Origin of the sequence: Leisingera sp. SS27 (genome assembly GCF_028368855.1) — a bacterium.
In the GTDB taxonomy this organism is placed as follows: domain Bacteria; phylum Pseudomonadota; class Alphaproteobacteria; order Rhodobacterales; family Rhodobacteraceae; genus Leisingera.
In genome coordinates, this window is record NZ_JAQNCY010000007.1 from 58,089 (window position 1) to 70,941 (window position 12,853).

The following is a 12,853-nucleotide window of genomic DNA, read 5'->3' on the forward strand; positions in this document are numbered from 1 at the left end:
GTCCGGCTTGCGGGTCTTGGCGTGGCGCGCGTCTATCCGGGCGGCTCTTCCATCAGTTCCTTTTTCAGCTGAATCAGCAGGGTTACCGCATCGACGGCTGCGTCCTCATCCTGTTCCAGCTGGCACAGCATCAGCATCTCCTCGCCGTCCTGAGCGGCCTCACGCGCGGCTTCCACCGCTGCACTGGCGGGCATTTCATCAAGCGACTGCGACAGGTTGCGGATCATCTCCATGCATTGCGCCAGTACCGGGGCGGCCTGAGGGCCGCCAGCGGCTTCGGCCTCCGCCAGCATCGCCTCGGCGCCGGTTTGCAGCTGGTCCAGCGCCGCCGCCAGGCTGGCAGCCTGAGGGGCAGCGGCAATTGCCGCTGCTGGTGCTATTGCGGCGGAAGAGACCGGAACTGCAGGGGAGGGGGTCTCAGGCGGCAGGCTGCCGCCGAATTGGCGGATCAGCAGTTCCGCCTGATCGACGTCGGAGGCGCGGCCCAGATCGACCTGGCGCTGAACGTCTCCGGCCAGCTGCTTGCCGCCGCTGGAGCGCCACAATCCATCTTGCGGCGCATCGGCGGCACGGGCGGTCAGACCCTGGATCGCGGCAACCGGGTAAACGCCCAGAAACTCCTCCGCCGCTATGGGTTCCAGTGTTTCGATCAGCGCTGGCAAAGTGCCGCGCATCACTAGGCGGTCGGCCATGGTGAGCACGAGGAAGCTGTGATCCTTGGTGCTGTCGGGCACCGCGGTCCAGAGCGCCTGTTCACCGGCAGGGAACTCCTGGCTGCACCACAGGATGATGTCGGCGCTGGCGGCGGCCTGCTGCAGCATCTCCTGCTGGGTGTCCTGCGGCCCTGCCAGCGGCAACTCGCGGTAGCTGTGCCAGCGCAGGCGCGGGTCGGGCAGCATCTGGCGCACCCGGCGGGCGTCCTGCGGCAGCTCCATCTGCGCCAGCAGTCCGGGGATTTGCAGACGCTCGCCCGCGGCAGTCTCGACCTGCGCCATTTCCTCGGCGCCGTGGCAGACATCAACCAGCAGGCCGCTGCCGTTGCGGCCGATGACGACACTGCCCAGCAGCATGTCGATGAGGGCGGACTTGCCGCTGCCGGGACTGCCGGCAACCGCCACATGCACCGGCTGGCGCAGGCGCTGCAGCAGCTGGCTGCCCCAGCCTGAAACCTCGGACGGGAGGCGCCCGGTGCTGAGGGTCCGTTCCAGCTGGCCTGCCAGCGGGCTTATGTCTCTCAGGGGAAGGCTCACGCGGATGCATCCGTCTTGCTGCGGCCTGCCTCCGGCGCGTCGCGCCAGGAGGATGCGGCCATGAAGGTGACAACCCGGCGGCCTGCGCGCTGGCGAGCGGCCGCCGGGGCGGGTTCGGGCTGCTGCTGCTCCGGCGCAGCCGGCACGGCTGTTTCTGCTGCGGCAAGGCGGGGCGCCTGCGGGTCGAACGGTTTGATCACGCAGAAGGCGGCGTTGTCCTGCTCCGGAGCGTCCAGCGCCTCCAGCCGCCGCATCAGCGCCGCACCGATGCGGGCGCTGGGACTGTGGCATTCGGCGGCCAGCACTTCGGCGATCTCCTCCTCTGCCAGGAACAACAGCCCGTCGCTGGCGGCCAGCACGATATCTCCATGCTGCAGCCGTACCGGCGCGCTGCGGCAATCAACCTGTGGAATTTCGGCGCCAGTCAGCACCGAGGTCACGCAGTGGCGATCCGGGTGGGCGGCGGCCTCAGCCGGGTCCAGGCGGCCACGGGCGACCAGCTTCTCCAGCTCCGCCGCCATCGAATGATCGGCGTTTAGACGGATCAGTGCACCGTCGCGGAACAGGTAGAGCGGCGAGTCGCCGACCGAGATCCAGTAGAGCCTGTCGCGGAACAGCACTGGAGCAAGCAGGGTGGCGCCCATACCCTGCGCCTGCACCTGCGGCTGGTGGCTGGCATATTCGCTCAGGCAGGCGTTGGCGCCGTCGGCCGCGCTGTGCAGCACCGCACCGATGGCCGGCTCCAGCTGCTCTGGCTCGCCGGTGCGCAGCTTCAGCTCTGCAAAAACCTCTGTCACCACGATCCTGGCTGCGACGTCGCCGGCCGCGTGGCCGCCCATGCCGTCGGCCAGCACCGCAAAGCCGGTACCGGCGCCGGCCAGAAAATCGGCGGCGACGGCATCCTCCTGACGCTCGCGGCGGCCCTGGCTGATGGCAGTTGCTGCGTCGTATTCTAGTTCAGCGGAATGCAGCATGGGCGTTTTCATCCTGCTGCGGCTGGTCCCAGCCGAAAGAAGCACCGCAGAGCGGCACGAACCGCAGCGTGGTTTCGCCGATGCGGATCTCGTCGCCCGCGGTCAGCTCTTCGGTGCTGAGTACCGGCCGGCCGTTGCGGCGCACCAGGTTCGCCTTACCGCCGTGGCCGATGTAAAACGCCTTCTGCTCCGGATCATAGGCGATGGCTGCGTGGTTGTCGCGCGAGATGCTGTTGTCTCCAAAGTCGAGCCGCACGGTCTGATCCTCGCCGCGTCCGATCACGGTGACACCGTTAAACAGGGTAAAGGCAGCACCGCGGCCCGGGCCCTGCACCACTGCCAGCCAGCCGACCGGGAACTGGGTGTAGCCGGGCGCGGTGGTTTCACCGCCGCGTGAGAACGGATCGCTGCCGGGCGCCTGTGCCGGGCTGAAGCCGAGAAGGCGGGTTTTGACGCGGCCTGCGCGGCTGGCACCGCGTCCCATTGAAGGCGCGGGCACGTCGATGGGTGCCACGGCAACGGGTGTGCTCTGCTGCGGCTGAGGAGCCGGAGCCGCCAACTGCGTTGCCGGATCAGGCTGGGCCTCAGCCCGCGGCGCGGGTTCGGGCCAAGGATCAGACCGCAGGTCAGGCTGTGGTTCCGGCTGTTCGTCAGCCTCAGCCTCAGGCTCCATCTGCGGTGCGGCGGCAGGCTTGCGGTGGAAGACCCGGTAGCTTTCAGGCTGTTCCGCGGCGGCCTCTGGCTGCTGCAGGCGGCTGAAGTCAGGCTCTTGCGTCAGCACTTCCTGCGTGTCCTCGTCTTCCCCGGCTGCATAGTCGTCAGCGGCAAAGGCTTCCGGCTCTGCGGCCTCTGCCGCGAAGGGGTCCTCGTCTTCCGCATATTCCGGGGCTGCCGCTGTTTGCTCTGGTTCTGCGGCGGCCTCCTGCGTCTGTTCGCGGGCAAAGAAAGCGGCGATGGCGTCCTCCTCCGGCGCTTCGCTGCCGGGATTGTCCAGATAGGTCTCTGCGCTGTTTTCTTCTTCTGGTGCATCCTCCTCCAGGAAATCCTCCGGCAGAACGCAGCCGTCATCAGCGGCGCCCGGTGCCGGATCCAGCTGGAAGCCGCGGTCCAGGCTGAAGGGCGCACCCTCGGTGCGGGCCTCTGTTTCGGGCGCGGCGGCGAGGCTGTCAAACGGGTCCCGTGCCGGCGGCTGCACCGGTTCGGCGGCGGGGGCGGCGGCAGTTTCTGCCCTCACCCGCTCCCGTTTTTCGCCGATGATATCCTTGATGAACTTCATTGCGGTTTCCTTCAGTTCTTAACGGTTGCCGGGGTGCCGTTCTGGAACCCGAAAATTTTGCGCAGGCGGCCTGCGAATGTTGGTTTGTCTGCACTGGCGCCGCTGCCCGCAGCAGCCACAGGGGGCTGTCCGGCGGCGGGGGCTTTTCTGCTGCGCCTGTTGCGGGAGTCCTCTTCCGCCAGCCAGGCTTCCAGGTCGCTGACCGGCTCGCCGAACAGGTTGACCATCTGGCGGGGTTCCTGCGGCGGCCGTTCGGGTGCAGCTTCCGCCCGGACGATGCGCGGCTGGCCCGGGGTCAGGCTGGAATTGGTCGAGGCGACCAGATCGGCGATGGTTGCGTCCAGTTCACCGTCATCAACAGGTTCCAATGCTGTCTCTGCCATGGCATCGGCGGGCATCATCACTTCGGTTTCATACTCCGCCAGCATCTCGGCCCAGGCCCGGGCTGACTGAAACCGTTCGGCGGGCGGCACCGACATTGCCTGATCAACAGTGGCCAGAAGCGCAGGGTCAGCCGCCCAGGGGCCGCCCAGCAGCGGCGGGCAGGGGTCCGGGTTGCCGGCCATCACCGCGTTCAGCCGCTGCTGGCTGCCCGGAGGCGGTGCGCCGGTGATCAGGTAATAGAAGGTGGCGCCAAGCGCGTAGATGTCGCAGGCCGGGCGCTGCGGCAGATCGGGCTTGTAAAGCTCATGCGCCGAGTAGCCGTCCTTGACCGCCAGCAGCATCGGCAGCGCCGTGTCGTCCTTGGGGGTGCTTCCGGCCGCCGCGCCGAAGTCGATCAGGGTCAAGGTGCCGTCCTGGCCGAGCAGCAGGTTGTCGGGCGAGATGTCGCGGTGCAGGATGCCCAGCCCGTGCAGGCAGCCAAGCGCCTCCAGCGCCTGGGTCAGGATCTGCCGCAGCACCGGTGCGGTGAGGCGCTCGGGCTGGTCCTCGCGCACGGTCAGCAGGTCCAGCCCGTCGATGAACTCCATCGCGATATAAGCGGTCTGGTTTTCCTTGAAGACCTGATGCACGCCGACGATGCCGGGGTGTTCGGCGCGGGCCAGCAGATGCGCCTCGCGCAGGAAGGCGCGCAGCACGTTGCGGCAGGACTTGGCGTGTTCCGCCGCCGCCGGCTCCACCTCCGGGCCGTTGCGGCGGCAAATCCCTGCCGGAAAGCATTCCTTGATCACCACCCGCCGTTCCAGGCTGTCGCGAGCCAGATAGGTGATGCCGAAACCGCCGCTGATCAGCGGACGCTCAATCTGGTACTGGCCCTGCAACAGCTTGAAACCGCAGGGCAGTTCGCAGGTTTGTGCCGGATCGGCGGAAGTCGGGTCGTGCGGCACGGCGTCTGTTCCTCCTGGCTGCCTGGTCCCGGGCCGGAACGGCGCGGGCGGACCTTTAAGCTGCCGGCGGAATGGGGAATGTTCACGGCCCCATTCGGGCAATTACGGCAAAACCGCCGCATTTCCGCCACAATCCTTGCCAAAGGGCAGCAAACATTGGGTTAAAGCCGCGCCGGCGAGTTGCCTTGAAGTTAGTTAAACTGGGCCGCTATCCCGCTTGAGGGGCCCCTGCCGCCGGGCGGAGAAGGGCTGGGCTTTTCCGGTGCGTCCCGGTAGGATTGACGCATGACAATCTGGTATCCCGATCCCGAAACCCTCACACCGCCGCTGCATGCCAGCCTGGCGCAGGCCCTGGCCAAGGCGATCTCTGACGGCCGCCTGGCCACGGGTGCGCAGCTGCCGACCCACCGGCGGATGGCGCAGGAGCTGGGCCTCAGCGTGCATACGGTCAGCAAAGCCTATGACAGCCTGCGGCGGCAGCGGCTGATTGACGGCCAGGTCGGGCGCGGCAGTTTCGTGACCGGGGCTGAAGCAGGCTGCAGCCCGCCCTACCGGCTGCAGCCGGAGACCGGCAGCGGCTATGATCTGTCGATCTCAAGACCGCTGTTCGCACCGCTGCACGCAGAGAGGTTCCAGCAGGCGCTGCAGCAGCTGCCGGACGGGCTGGATCCCGCCTGCTACCTGTCGACCCGGCCCAATGCGGGACATCAGGCACACCGCGAAGCGGGCGCCGAATGGCTCAGGGTCTGCGGGCTGGAGGTGCCGGCGGAGCGCATTCTGATGACCAACGGGGTCAGCCACGGGCTGTCGGCGGCACTGACCGCGCTGGCCCGCCCCGGAGACACGGTGGTGGCGGAGAAGATCACCCATCACCTGCTGATCCCCGCCTGTGCCAGCCTGGGCCTGACGCTGGCCGGGCTGGAGACGGACAGCGATGGCATGCTGCCGGATGCGCTGGAGGACTATTGCCGCAAGAGGAGTCCCAAGCTGCTGTTTCTGCTTCCATCTCTGGCCAACGCCACCGCCGGGATGATGCCCTTGGAACGCCGCCAGGCGCTGGTGGATGTGGCTCGGCGGCATAATCTGCTGATCATCGAGAATGACGCTTTGGGGCCGGTTGCCGCGGACCGCCCGGCCCCGGTTGCGGCGCTGGCGCCGGAGCGCACGGTCTATCTGACCAGTTTCACCAAATGTACCTTGCCGGGGCTGCGGGCGGGATATCTGGCAGCGCCGGAGCATCTGCTGCCCGCGCTCACCACGCGGATCGTAGTGTTCAGCTGGATGGCGACTCCGCTGATGGGGGAGCTGGCCAGCCGCTGGGTGCGGGACGGTACCGCGCTGGAACTCGCCCGCTGGCAGCGCCGCGCCCTCGCGGAGCGCCACGGGATCGCCGCAGAGGTGCTTCAGGGCTGCGGATGGCAGGGCCACCCGGCAGCGCTGCACCTGTGGCTGCCGCTGCAGAACGGCTGGACCAGCGAGGGCTTTGCCGCCTATGCACGGCGACTGCAGGTCTCGGTGGCGCCGGACACCCCGTTCCTGGCGCCGCGGGTGCCGCCGCAGAATGCGGTGCGGGTCTCGCTGGGCAGCGTGCAGGATCCGGCCCGCTTCCGGCAGGCGCTGGAACTGCTGGCTGGAATGCTGCGCCAGCCGCCGGAAGGGGCCGCTTCACTGGCCTTCTGATTGTCGCGCGACAATAAAATAATTGACTCGCAGGACAAGTCCTCACAAGGGTGGCCGAAAGACCCCGGGCCTGTGCCGGAACCGGTGAATCCGCTGCAGGCAGCCAGGGGAATCACGCCGGCCATGCTGCTGCAGCAGGAGCTGGTGCCTCTTTCACCAGCTGATCAATCAGGAACCACACATATGGCAGACCCTAAGCTGTATTTCTCCCGCGCAGAATATCAGGCGCGCCTCGACAAGACCCGGGCCGAAATGTCCCGCCGCGGGCTTGATCTTCTGATCGTTACGGACCCCTCCAACATGAACTGGCTGACCGGCTATGACGGCTGGTCCTTCTATGTGCATCAATGCGTTGTGCTGGGACTGGAAGGTGAACCCATATGGTACGGGCGCGGCCAGGATGCAAACGGCGCGCTGCGCACCTGCTTCATGGATCCCGCCAATATCATCGGTTACCCGGACCATTACGTGCAGTCGACCGAACGCCACCCGATGGATTACCTGTCGGCGCAGCTGAAGGATCGCGGGCTGGATGGCGGCGTGATCGGCGTTGAGATGGACAATTACTATTTCACAGCCGCCGCCTATGCGTCGCTGCAAAAGCATCTGCCCAACGCGCGTTTCAGCGATGCCAATGCGCTGGTCAATTGGCAGCGGGCAGTGAAGTCGGCGACGGAGCTGGAATACATGCGCCAGGCGGGCCGGATCGTCGGGCGGATGCACCAGCGGATCTTTGAGCGTGTCGAGCCGGGGATGCGCAAATGCGATCTGGTGGCGGATATCTATGACGCGGGCCTGCGCTATGATGCGGAACTTGGCTTCGGCGGCGACTACCCGGCGATTGTGCCGCTCTTGCCCTCCGGCTCTGATGCCGCTGCGCCGCATCTGACCTGGGATGACCTGCCGATGAAGTCCGGCGAGGGCACCTTCTTTGAAATCGCGGGCGTCGTGCACCGCTATCACTGCCCGCTTTCGCGCACCGTGTTTCTGGGCAAACCGACGCAGACCTTCCTGGACGCAGAGAAAGCAGTGCTCGAGGGCATGGAGGCGGGGCTGGAGATGGCCAGGGCAGGTAACACCTGCGAGGACATTGCCAAGGCCTTTTTCGAGGTGCTGAAAAAATACGGCATCGAAAAGGACAACCGCACCGGCTATCCGATCGGCGTCAGCTACCCGCCGGACTGGGGCGAGCGCACCATGTCCCTGCGCCCGGGCGACACTAGGGTTCTGGAAGAGAACATGACCTTCCACTTCATGACCGGCCTCTGGATGGAGGACTGGGGCTTTGAGATCACCGAAAGCATCCGCATCGGTGCCGACGGCCCGGAATGCCTGTCCGATGTGCCGCGCAAGATGCTGGTGAAGGACTAAGCCATGAAGGCAAATCCCATTTCTCCCACCATCCCGCTGGACCGGGACGGGGTGCATCACGGCTTCCTGAAACTGCCCTACAGCCGGGATGACTCTGCCTGGGGCTCGGTGATGATCCCGCTGACTGTGATCAAAAACGGAGACGGGCCGACAGCCCTTCTGACCGGTGCCAACCACGGCGACGAATACGAAGGTCCGATTGCGCTCCATGAACTGGCGGTAACCACCAAGGCTGAGGATATCACCGGCAGGCTGATCATCGTGCCTGCCTTCAACTACCCGGCTTTCCGGGCCGGCACCCGCACCTCGCCCATCGACAAGGGCAATATGAACCGGGCGTTCCCGGGCCGCCCCGACGGCACAGTGACCGAGAAGATCGCCGATTACTTCCAGCGCACTCTGCTGCCGATGGCGGATCTGGCGGTGGATTTCCATTCCGGCGGCAAGACGCTGGACTTCGTGCCCTTTGCCGCCGCCCATATCCTGGAGGACAAGACCACGCAGGAGGCCTGTTTTGCCGCGATGAAGGCGTTCAACGCGCCTTATTCGGTGGAGCTGTTGGAGATCGACAGCGCAGGCATGTATGACACCGCGGTCGAGGAGATGGGCAAGGTTCTGGTCACCACCGAACTCGGCGGCGGCGGGTCTTCATCCGCGCGCAGCAATGCAATTGCCAAGAAGGGGCTGCGTAATGTGCTGATCCATGCAGGCATCCTGAAAGGCGAGATGCAGTTGGAGGAGACTGTCAGCCTGACCATGCCGGATGATGACTGCTTTCTATTCAGCGAGGGCGACGGGCTGTTTGAGATCATGGAAGACCTCGGCGAAGCAGTTGCCAAGGGGGACCTGCTGGCCCGCGTCTGGCCGCTGGACCGCACCGGCCAGCCGCCGGTGGAATACCGCGCCCGCCGGGGCGGGCTGCTGATCAGCCGCCACTTCCCCGGGCTGATCAAATCCGGCGACTGCGTCGCGGTGATTGGGGTCGCGGCGGAATAAACAAACTCTGGAAATAACCGAACAGGCCGTATAGGCCTGTTGTACCCTGGCAATAAAGGCATTGCGCGCTGCTGCTGAGGGTCGGGTGGAGATACCCGCCTATCCCGCGCAACAGCTGCGCAGGATCCGCGCAGCCTTCCTCCCGAAAATCAACCGGCGGCGCGCCGCCTTATTTGTGAGGATGACCAATGCTGAAGAACGACCGACTGGACCAATGGGACCGCGAGAATTTCTTCCACCCCTCGACCCACCTGGCCCAGCACGCCCGCGGAGACAGCCCGAACCGGGTCATTAAAACCGCCTCTGGTGTGTTTATCGAGGACCGCGACGGCAACCGGCTGCTGGATGCCTTTGCCGGGCTTTATTGCGTGAACGCGGGCTATGGCCGCCAGGAGATTGCCGAGGCCATCGCCGAACAGGCGCGGGAGCTGGCCTATTACCATTCCTATGTCGGCCATGGCACCGAGGCCTCAATCACATTGGCGAAAATGATCCTGGACCGGGCGCCTGCGAACATGTCCAAGGTCTATTTCGGCCTTGGCGGTTCGGACGCCAATGAAACCAACGTCAAGCTGATCTGGTACTACAACAACATCCTGGGCCGCCCGGAGAAGAAAAAGATCATCTCCCGCTGGCGCGGCTATCACGGCTCCGGGCTGGTTACCGGCTCGCTGACGGGGCTGGAGCTGTTCCACAAGAAATTCGACCTGCCGGTGGAGCAGGTGATCCACACCGAGGCGCCTTATTACTACCGCCGCGCCGATCTGGACCAAAGCGAGGAACAGTTCGTGGCCCATTGCGCCGCCGAGCTGGAAGCGCTGATTGAGCACGAGGGCGCAGATACCATCGCCGCCTTCATCGGCGAACCGGTGCTGGGCACTGGCGGCATCGTGCCGCCGCCCGTTGGTTACTGGCAGGCAATTCAAGCGGTGCTAAAAAAGCACGATATCCTGCTGGTCGCCGATGAGGTGGTGACCGGTTTCGGGCGCCTTGGCACCATGTTCGGCTCTGACCACTACGGGATTGAGGCCGATATCATCACCATCGCCAAGGGTCTCACCTCGGCCTATGCGCCGCTGTCCGGCTCCATCGTCTCCGGCAAGGTCTGGAAGGTGCTGGAACAGGGCGCCGACGAGAACGGCCCGATCGGCCACGGCTGGACCTATTCGGCGCACCCGATCGGGGCGGCGGCGGGGGTGGCGAACCTCAAGCTGATCGACGCGCTGAACCTTGTCAGTAATGCAGGCGAGACCGGCGCCTATCTGAATGCCACCATGGCGGAGGCGTTGATGGGCCATGCCCATGTGGGCGAGGTGCGCGGCGAGGGGATGCTGTGTGCGGTGGAATTTGTGAAGGACAAAGATAGCCGCACCTTCTTTGACGCCGCGGAGAAGATCGGGCCGCAGATCTCAGCTAAGCTGCTGGAACAGGACAAGGTGATTGCCCGCGCCATGCCGCAGGGAGATATCCTGGGTTTTGCGCCGCCGTTCTGCCTGACCCGTGCCGAGGCGGACCAGGTGGTCGACGCCACCCTGCGGGCTGTTAAGGCCGTGCTGGGCTGAGGGCCGCCATTCAGTTGCGGCAAATCTCGAGGACGGCGCGCAATCCCCGCTTGCCGTCCTCGAAAGAGAGCCGCCCGCCGTGCTGTTCCGCCACCGTGGCAACAATCGTCAGCCCCAGACCAAAGCCGTCGATGGCGCGGGTGTTATCGCCGCGGCGGAACGGGGCAATCACCTCGGTGATCTCCGCCGCCGTCATGCCGGAGCCTTCGTCCTCCACCGTGATGACCGCGTGATCGGCAGTGGAACTGAGGCTGATGGCGGCGCGGCGGCCGTATTTCAGTGCATTGTCGATCAGGTTGGTGATGGCCCGCTGCAAGGAAACAGGCCGCGCCACAACCAGCATCACCTGCCCCTGCGGCACCGCGCTTTGGCCGGGGGCAGAGGTGAAAACGGACCGCCCGCCCGCCGCCACCTGCGGTTCCGGCGGCAGCAGCTCTACCGGTTTGCCCATGTCCTGATAATCAGCCGCCAGCGCCTCGACCAGCGAGCTGAGCGACAGGCGGCGCGGGGTTTCGGCGCTCATCTCGGCGCGGGTGTAGGTCAGCACGCTTTCGATCATGCCGGTCATGGCGTCCAGATCCGTCTCGAACTTCTGGCGCAATTCCGTGTCCTGGATCAGCGCCGCACGCAGCCGCAGCCGGGTCGCAGGGGTGCCCAGATCGTGACTGACGCCGGACAGCACCGCCGCGCGGCTGGCAAGCTGTTCGCGCTCGGTCTCCAGATAGCTGTTCACCGCCGAGACAATCTCCTGCAGCTCCCCTGGGCCTTTCATCGCATAGGCGTCCGGCCCGCCCAGCCGGCGGCGGTGGCGCAGGGCGCGGGCGAAGCGGTCGAAATGGGCCGAAGTGTCCATCACCAGCGTCGCCAGCACCGCCAGGGCTAGCAGCGACAGCAGAACCGCCGGCAGGCGCAAGTCGCGCGGCGTGGCGGAACAGCCCCAGACAGCAGTGCCGTCGACCCGCTGCCAGGGGCCATAGCCCGCGCGCGCAAAGATCACCGGCTCGCTGCAATAAGTGGCCAGCAACCGGGTCAACGCCCCCAGCTTCTCCGCTGCTGTGGCGCCGCCTGCGGGCGGCAGTTCCGCCACCGGATAGCGCAGGGCAGGGGAGGCAATGACCAGCGCCAGAACCTCCCCCGACAGGGGATCGGAACCACTGTCGATGATCGAAACATTGGTGAAGAAGGCAGGCTTTGCGATCCCCTCCAGCCGCAGATAATCACCCGCAGACAGAAACGCGGCCTGTTCCGGCCCCACGGGCGTTACCGTCATTCCAGCAGGCGGTGGCGCGCCGCGGCGCAGGGTGCCGTCCAATGTAATACCGGAAATGGCAGCGCGGGTCAGATGCGCCTGCCAGCTGGCGCCGGAGTGGAACCAACCCCAGGCGCCGCCCAGCCCGGCGGCAAAGGCCAGCGGCAGCAGGATCAGCCCCCGGGTTCTGAGCCGCAGCGCCATGTGCCTCAATCTCCGCCAGTCTCGACATCCACCGCCAGGACATAGCCGGTGCCGCGCTCGGTGCGAAGCAACGTTGGCGCCCTGGGGGTGTCTTCGATCTTGGAGCGCAGCCGGCCCACCAGCACGTCGATGGCGCGGCCCGACCCCTCATCCGTTCCGCCGTCGCCGGTCACATCCAGCGCCGCCGCAATCTCCTCGCGCGTCAGCGGGATATGCGGGTTTGCAAGGAACACCTTCAGCAAGCCGGTTTCACGCCGCGACAGTGCCACCTGCACTCCCGCGGGGGAAATCACCTCATCCCGCTTGGCGTCATAGGTCCAGCCGGCAAAGCGGAAGGTGGCGACGCTGCGCCGGTAGATCAGTGACGACGACCGCCGCGCCCGCAGCAGCACGGCGCGGACACGGGCCAGCAGAAGATCGGGGTTGAACGGCTTGGCGATGTAATCATCCGCGCCGGATTCATACCCCGCCATCCGCTGGTGATCGGCGGACAGGGCCGAGACCAGGATAATCGGCACATCCTGCTGCTCGCGCAGGCGGGTGCAGATCTCCACCCCGTTCTCATCGCCCAGCATCACGTCGAGCAGAATGAGGTCAATCCGGCCCGCGCCGATCTGATCCCGGATCTCCGCTTCGCTGCCGCAGGGCAGGGCGATAAAGCCGTTCTGGCGCAGGTACTGGGTCAGCATCATGCGCGTCTCAGCATCGTCATCCACCACCAGAAGCCGCGGAATCGCCATCTGTTGCTCTCCTCCCCGGAAACCGCCCCTTGCGGCTGTCCCCGCTGTTTGTTTGTAACATCATGCAACAAAATCAATTGCTGCGTAACAACAGGTAACAGGCGGACGGTAAATCTGCCGTGGCAGGCGTCCGGGGTGCTGCCGGGCAATTGAAATGCAGCACCGGGACCGGGCAAGCTGATTGGCGAAGGCTGCGGGGCGCAGCCGTCACATAAGGGAGGAA

At 65.9% G+C, this 12,853-nt stretch carries 10 protein-coding genes; 4 read left to right on the plus strand and 6 right to left on the minus strand.

From position 1 onward, the window contains the following. Window positions 1-32: 32 nt before the first annotated feature. From N6L27_RS15480 to N6L27_RS15495, 4 genes are read right to left on the minus strand one after another with little or no spacing between them, the layout of a single operon-like run. The gene (locus N6L27_RS15480) at window positions 33-1,250 is read right to left on the minus strand and encodes a hypothetical protein (RefSeq protein WP_271908199.1); all 1,218 of its coding nucleotides are present in this window, start codon (window positions 1,248-1,250) and stop codon (window positions 33-35) included. Continuing rightward, window positions 1,247-2,224 (minus strand): PP2C family protein-serine/threonine phosphatase, encoded by a 978-nt coding sequence (locus N6L27_RS15485; RefSeq protein WP_271908200.1) that lies wholly within the window; start codon window positions 2,222-2,224, stop codon window positions 1,247-1,249. Before N6L27_RS15485 ends, N6L27_RS15480 begins: the two co-directional genes overlap by 4 nt. Then, window positions 2,208-3,500, minus strand: a complete 1,293-nt coding sequence (locus N6L27_RS15490) for an FHA domain-containing protein (protein WP_271908201.1) — start codon at window positions 3,498-3,500, stop codon at window positions 2,208-2,210. The genes N6L27_RS15485 and N6L27_RS15490 overlap by 17 nt, the downstream gene beginning before the upstream one ends. 11 nt (window positions 3,501-3,511) lie before the next feature. After that, complete coding sequence (locus N6L27_RS15495) at window positions 3,512-4,828, minus strand: serine/threonine protein kinase (protein WP_271908202.1); 1,317 nt, start codon at window positions 4,826-4,828, stop codon at window positions 3,512-3,514. 285 nt (window positions 4,829-5,113) lie between these two features. Here N6L27_RS15495 and ehuR point away from each other — a divergent pair, with 285 nt between their 5' ends. From ehuR to N6L27_RS15515, 4 genes are all read left to right on the plus strand, one after another. Then, entirely contained in the window at window positions 5,114-6,508 is a 1,395-nt protein-coding gene (ehuR, locus tag N6L27_RS15500) for a MocR-like ectoine utilization transcription factor EhuR (protein WP_271908203.1), read from the plus strand. Between the two features lie 183 nt (window positions 6,509-6,691). Beyond that, complete coding sequence (doeA, locus tag N6L27_RS15505) at window positions 6,692-7,879, plus strand: ectoine hydrolase DoeA (RefSeq protein ID WP_271908204.1); 1,188 nt, start codon at window positions 6,692-6,694, stop codon at window positions 7,877-7,879. Between the two features lie 3 nt (window positions 7,880-7,882). Further along, window positions 7,883-8,875 carry a N(2)-acetyl-L-2,4-diaminobutanoate deacetylase DoeB gene (gene doeB / locus N6L27_RS15510; RefSeq protein ID WP_271908205.1) on the plus strand — a complete coding sequence of 331 codons (993 nt, stop codon included), beginning with the start codon at window positions 7,883-7,885 and terminating at the stop codon, window positions 8,873-8,875. 188 nt (window positions 8,876-9,063) lie between these two features. After that, complete coding sequence (locus tag N6L27_RS15515; protein ID WP_271908206.1) at window positions 9,064-10,437, plus strand: aspartate aminotransferase family protein; 1,374 nt, start codon at window positions 9,064-9,066, stop codon at window positions 10,435-10,437. 10 nt (window positions 10,438-10,447) lie between these two features. On the opposite strand, the gene N6L27_RS15520 is transcribed toward N6L27_RS15515, so the two are convergent. Then, window positions 10,448-11,890, minus strand: coding sequence for a sensor histidine kinase (locus tag N6L27_RS15520; protein WP_271908207.1), 1,443 nt, complete (start codon window positions 11,888-11,890; stop codon window positions 10,448-10,450). Window positions 11,891-11,895: 5 nt separating this feature from the next. After that, window positions 11,896-12,630: a response regulator transcription factor gene (locus N6L27_RS15525; RefSeq protein ID WP_271908208.1), complete on the minus strand. Its 735-nt coding sequence runs from the start codon at window positions 12,628-12,630 to the stop codon at window positions 11,896-11,898. Between the last annotated feature and the right edge of the window lie 223 nt (window positions 12,631-12,853).